The sequence below is a fragment of the Hydrogenophaga sp. genome (assembly GCF_051007235.1).
Lineage (GTDB): Bacteria > Pseudomonadota > Gammaproteobacteria > Burkholderiales > Burkholderiaceae_C > Hydrogenophaga.
The window spans coordinates 1-4,807 of the sequence record NZ_JBPCSJ010000320.1 but is presented as its reverse complement, the minus strand read 5'-3'; the positions used below and the strand labels follow the sequence as shown (position 1 = coordinate 4,807).

Below are 4,807 nucleotides of genomic sequence, written 5' to 3'. Positions count from 1 at the left end.
CACCGAAGACGCCACCCACGCCTGGCTGGCGCAGCCGCGCGAGCCGCTGCACCCGCTGCACGGCGTCACCCGGCCCGAGCCCGACAAGGCCGGTGCCTACACCTGGAACAAGGCGCCACGCCTGGGCGGCGAGGTGGTCGAGACCGGGGCCATCGCCCGCCAGCTGACCAGCGCCCACCCGCTGGTGCGCGATGCCGTGGCGCGCCACGGCGGCACGGTGTTCACCCGAGTGCTGGCGCGGGTGCTCGAACTCGCGCGCGTGCTGCCCATGATGGAAAACTGGCTGCTGGCCATCCGCCCGACCGAGGCCTTCTGCGTGCCTACCGAGCTGCCCGACGAGGGCCACGGTGTGGGCCTGTCCGAGGCCGCGCGCGGCGCGCTGGGCCACTGGCTGGTGGTGCGCGGCGGCCGCATCGCCAACTACCAGATCGTCGCGCCCACCAGCTGGAACTTCTCGCCGCGCGATGCCCAGGGCACGCCCGGTGCGCTGGAGCAGGCGCTGGTGGATGCTCCGGTGCTGGAGGGCGAGAAAACCCCGGTCGCTGTCCAGCACATCGTGCGTTCTTTTGACCCCTGCATGGTCTGTACGGTGCATTGATATGGACACCCCCCTGCGCCGCTTCGCGTCTTCCCCCCGCTCTGGCGCGCCTTCGGCGCTGGGCAGGGGGACGGCGCCTGTGCCCCGGCGAAGCCGGTTGCACGGCGCCCCTGGAGGATGCGCGGTCACGCGCTCCGGAGCTGTTGTTTCACCATGACGAAAGACCGCGCGCCCAGCCCGTTGCCCACCGTGCCGATGGAGGGCGTGGACGAGTCGACCTGGCTGGACGTGATCCAGAAGATGGACGAGGTGTACACGCGGCTGATCGACGACGAGGTGGAGCTGGAGAAGAAGAACAGCGAGCTGGAGCAGTCGCAGCAGTTCATCTTCAGCGTGCTCACCTCCATGTCGGACGTGCTGGTGGTCTGCGACGAGCGCGGCCTGATCGAGCAGGCCAACGCCGCGCTGTGCGAGCTGGTGGGCCGCAGCGAAGAGCGGCTGCGCGGCAGCAGCCTGGCCGACCTGCTGGCCGACGCCGCCAGCGTGGCCGCCGCGCGCGCGGCCATGGACCGCAGCGACGCGCCGCGGTCGGGCCAGGGCATCGAACTGAACCTGCTGGACCGCCAGGGCCAGCCGGTGCCGGTGGACGCGAACTGCACGCCGCGCTTCGGCGCCAACGGCTAACGCGTCGGCACGGTGTGGGTGGGCCGGCCCACGGCCGAGCTCAAGCTCGCCTACCAGGAGATGCGCACCGCGCACGAGGCCTTGAAGCGCACGCAGCAGCAGCTGCTGCATTCCGAAAAAATGGCCTCGCTCGGCCAGCTGGTGGCCGGTGTGGCGCACGAGCTGAACAACCCGATCAGCTTCGTGCTGGGCAATGTGCACGCACTGAGCAAGTACAGCGAACGCCTGCGCAGCTACATCGCGGCTTTCCACGCCCGGCAGCCCGAGGCCCTGCTGCAGCAGCAACGCGAGAAGCTGCGCATCGACCACCTGCTGGCCGACCTGCCCTCGCTGATCGAGGGCACGCTCGAAGGCGCGCAGCGCACGGCCGACATCGTGCACGGCCTCAAGCGCTTTTCGGCCATGGACCCGGAGGAGCGCAAGCCGGTGCCCCTGGTCGAGGTGATCGGTCGCGCCATCCACTGGGTGCAGAAAGGCCGGCCCGCGCCGGTGGAGGTGTGCTGGCGACCGCAGCAGGCCTGCACCGTGCTGGGCAGCGCCGGGCAGCTGCAGCAGGTCATGATGAACCTGCTGCAGAACGCGTTCGACGCCATGGCGCAGCGGCCCGAGCCCATGGTGTGGGTGGAGATGGCCTGCACCGGTGAACCCGACAGACCGACGGTGCGCGTGACGTTGCGCGACAACGGCCCCGGCATCCCGGCCGAACACCTGCTGCGCATCTTCGACCCCTTCTTCACCACCAAGCCGGTGGGCAAGGGCACGGGGCTGGGCCTGTCGATCAGCTACGGCATCGTCGAACAGCATGGTGGCCACCTGAGCGCCCGCAACGCCGAGGGCGGCGGGGCCGAGTTCGTGCTGGAGTTGCCGCGGGCCTGAGCGGCTGGGAGACCATCGGGTCCCCCTCACCCGCTGTGCGGACCGGCGGCGACAATCGCCGCATGGAATTGTTTCTGGTTTCGCTGGCCTCGCTGTTCGCCGGCTTCGTCGATTCGATCGTGGGGGGCGGTGGCCTGATCCTCGCGCCCACGCTGTTCGCGATCTTCCCCACCACCCACCCGGCCACGCTGTTCGGCGTGAACAAGAGCGCGTCCATCTGGGGCACCAGCGCGGCGGCCTACCAGTACGCGCAGCGGGTCAAGATGCCCTGGCACGCGCTGCTGCCCGCGGTGGCGGTGTGTTTTGCCGGCGCCATGGCGGGCGCCTGGACGGTGACGGTGATCTCGCCCGACTTTCTGCGCAAGGCGCTGCCCCTGGTGCTGGTGCTGGTGCTGGGCTACACCCTGATGCGCAAAGACCTGGGCCGCCACCACGCGCCCACCATGGCCGCCCGCGCTGAGACGCTGGCCGCCTGCACGCTGGGGTTGGTGATCGGCTTCTACGACGGCTTTTTTGGCCCCGGCACCGGCAGCTTCTTCGTCTTCCTGTTTGTGCGCTGGCTGGGCTACGACTTCCTGCACGCCAGTGCCAGCGCCAAGCTGCTCAATGCCGCGTCCAACGCCGCCGCGCTGATCCTGTTCACCAGCAAGGGGCACATCTGGTGGCACTTCGTGTTGCCGCTGGCGGCGGCCAACGTGATCGGTAGCCTGCTGGGCACGCGCCTGGCGCTCAAGCACGGCAGCGGCTTTGTGCGGATCGCGTTCATCGTCGTGGTCAGCGCCCTGATCCTGAAGACGTCTCACGACGCATGGCTTCGGTAGCGCGGTCGGCGCGACGTGACTTCTATCGAGGATGCGGTGGAACCGGCTTCGCCGGGCCACTCGCATCGCCCCCTGGAGGGGGTGACGCCGCAGGCGGCGCGGGGGTGTTGCTGCCCGGTGGCCAGGGCATCGTGCTCGCCTTGAGCGGTGTGCCGATCGGCCGCCCCGCCTGCCCCTTGCTGACCGCTTCCAGGTCCTGCGGGTTGGGGTACTGGTCCAGCAGCAGGTAGTCGAACACGCGGCGCGCGATCGGGGCTGCGCTGGTGGCACCGAAGCCGGCGTTTTCCACCACCACCGCCAGCGCCACGGTGGGTTGTTCCAGCGGGGCGAAGGCCAGGTAGAGCGAGTGGTCGCGCTGGTGCTCTTCGAGCTTGCGCGCGTCGTAGCGGTCTTTCTGGCCGATGGTCACGGCCTGCGCGGTGCCGGTCTTGCCGCCACTGGCGTAGCCGGCGCCGGCGAACACGCCGGCCGAGGTGCCTTCGGTGGTCACGCCGTGCATGGCGCGCAGCACGGTCTCGATGTGCTCGGGCTTGTAGCCCAGGTTGACCGGCGCCTCCTGCGCCAGCGGCGTGCGCTCGCGTGTGACCACGTTTTCGGTCGCCAGGGTCAGGTGCGGCTTGTGTTTGAGCCCACCATTGGCCAGCGTGGCCATGGCGTGCGCCAGCTGCAGCATGGTGAAGTTGTTGTAGCCCTGGCCGATGCCCAACGAGATCGTTTCACCCGCGTACCACTTCTGGTGCTCGGGTCGCTTGTAGGTGTTGCGCTTCCATTCCTGGTTGGGCAGCACGCCGCGCACCTCGCCCTTGAGGTCGATGCCGGTGATCTGGCCCAGGCCCAGTGGCGCCATGAAGTCGTGCATGGCCTCCACGCCCATCTCGTTGGCCAGCGAGTAGTAGTACACGTTGCTCGACTTGACGATGCTGCGGTACATGTTGACCGCGCCCAGGCCGCCGTCGCCGTGGCTGCGGAAGCGGTGGTTGCCGAACATCCAGAAGCCCGGATCGTTGATCACGGTGTTGGCGCTGCGGGTGCCGGTTTCCAGTGCGCCCAGGGCCATGAAGGGCTTGTAGGTCGAGCCCGGCGGGTAGGTGCCGCGCAGCGCGCGGTTGAGCAGCGGCTTCTCCAGCGACTCGTTGAGGGCCTTCCAGTTGTCCACGTCGATGCCTTCGACGAAGAGGTTGGGATCGAAGGTCGGCTTGGACACGAAGGCCAGCACCTCGCCGTTGCGCGGATCGATCGCCACCAGCGCACCGCGGCGGTCGCCGAACATGTCTTCCACCAGTTTCTGCAGCTGGATGTCGATCGACAGCACCACCGTGTTGCCCGGTGTCGCCGGTGTGTTGGCCAGCGAACGCACGGCGCGGCCACCGGCCGAGGTTTCCACGCGGTCAAAGCCGGTCAGGCCGTGCAGCTCGCGCTCGTAGCTCTGCTCGGCGCCGAGCTTGCCGATGTAGTCGGTGCCGCGGTAGTTGGCTTGCTCTTCCTCCGGCCAGTCGTCCATCTGTTCTTTTTCGCGCTGGTTGATGCGGCCGATGTAGCCGATCACGTGGCTGGCCACCTCGCCGTTGGGGTACTGGCGGAACAGGCGGGCGCGCACGTCCACGCCGGGGAAGCGGTAGCGCTGTGCCGTGAAGCGCGCGACCTCCTCGTCGCTCAGGCGGGTGCGGATGGGCAGTGAGTCGAAGTTGCGCGACTCCTCCAGCAGCTTGTGGAAGCGCCGCTTGTCGCGCGCCTCGATGTTCACCAGCTGGCCCAGCGCCTCGATCGTGCCGTTGAGGTCCTCCACCTTGGACGGCGTGATCTCCAGCGTGTAGGCCGAGTAGTTGGAGGCCAGCACGCGGCCCTTGCGGTCCAGGATCTGGCCCCGGTTGGGCACCACTGGCAACAC

The 4,807-nt window shown here is 68.9% G+C and carries 3 protein-coding genes and 1 pseudogene; 3 read left to right on the top strand and 1 reads right to left on the bottom strand.

Annotation, left to right across the window (positions count from 1 at the left end; translation table 11 throughout):
- The 3 genes and pseudogenes from ACR2JA_RS11375 to ACR2JA_RS11365 all read left to right on the top strand — a co-directional run.
- Positions 1 to 598: nickel-dependent hydrogenase large subunit (locus ACR2JA_RS11375; RefSeq protein ID WP_434009192.1), on the top strand; the 598-nt coding region annotated here is incomplete at its 5' end.
- 153 nt (positions 599 to 751) lie between these two features.
- Positions 752 to 2,098 (top strand): annotated as a pseudogene (locus tag ACR2JA_RS11370) (ATP-binding protein).
- Between the two features lie 62 nt (positions 2,099 to 2,160).
- Entirely contained in the window at positions 2,161 to 2,919 is a 759-nt protein-coding gene (locus tag ACR2JA_RS11365; protein ID WP_434009191.1) for a sulfite exporter TauE/SafE family protein, read from the top strand.
- A 22-nt stretch (positions 2,920 to 2,941) separates the two neighbouring features.
- Here the strand turns inward: ACR2JA_RS11365 and mrdA are convergent.
- Positions 2,942 to 4,807 (bottom strand): penicillin-binding protein 2 (mrdA, locus tag ACR2JA_RS11360; protein WP_434009190.1); only part of this gene is annotated, 1,866 nt, incomplete at its 5' end.

Excerpts from the sequence above, each read along its gene's own strand:
- ACR2JA_RS11365 (WP_434009191.1), top strand. The coding sequence starts at position 2,161 with ATGGAATTGTTTCTGGTTTCGCTGGCCTCGCTGTTCGCCGGCTTCGTC.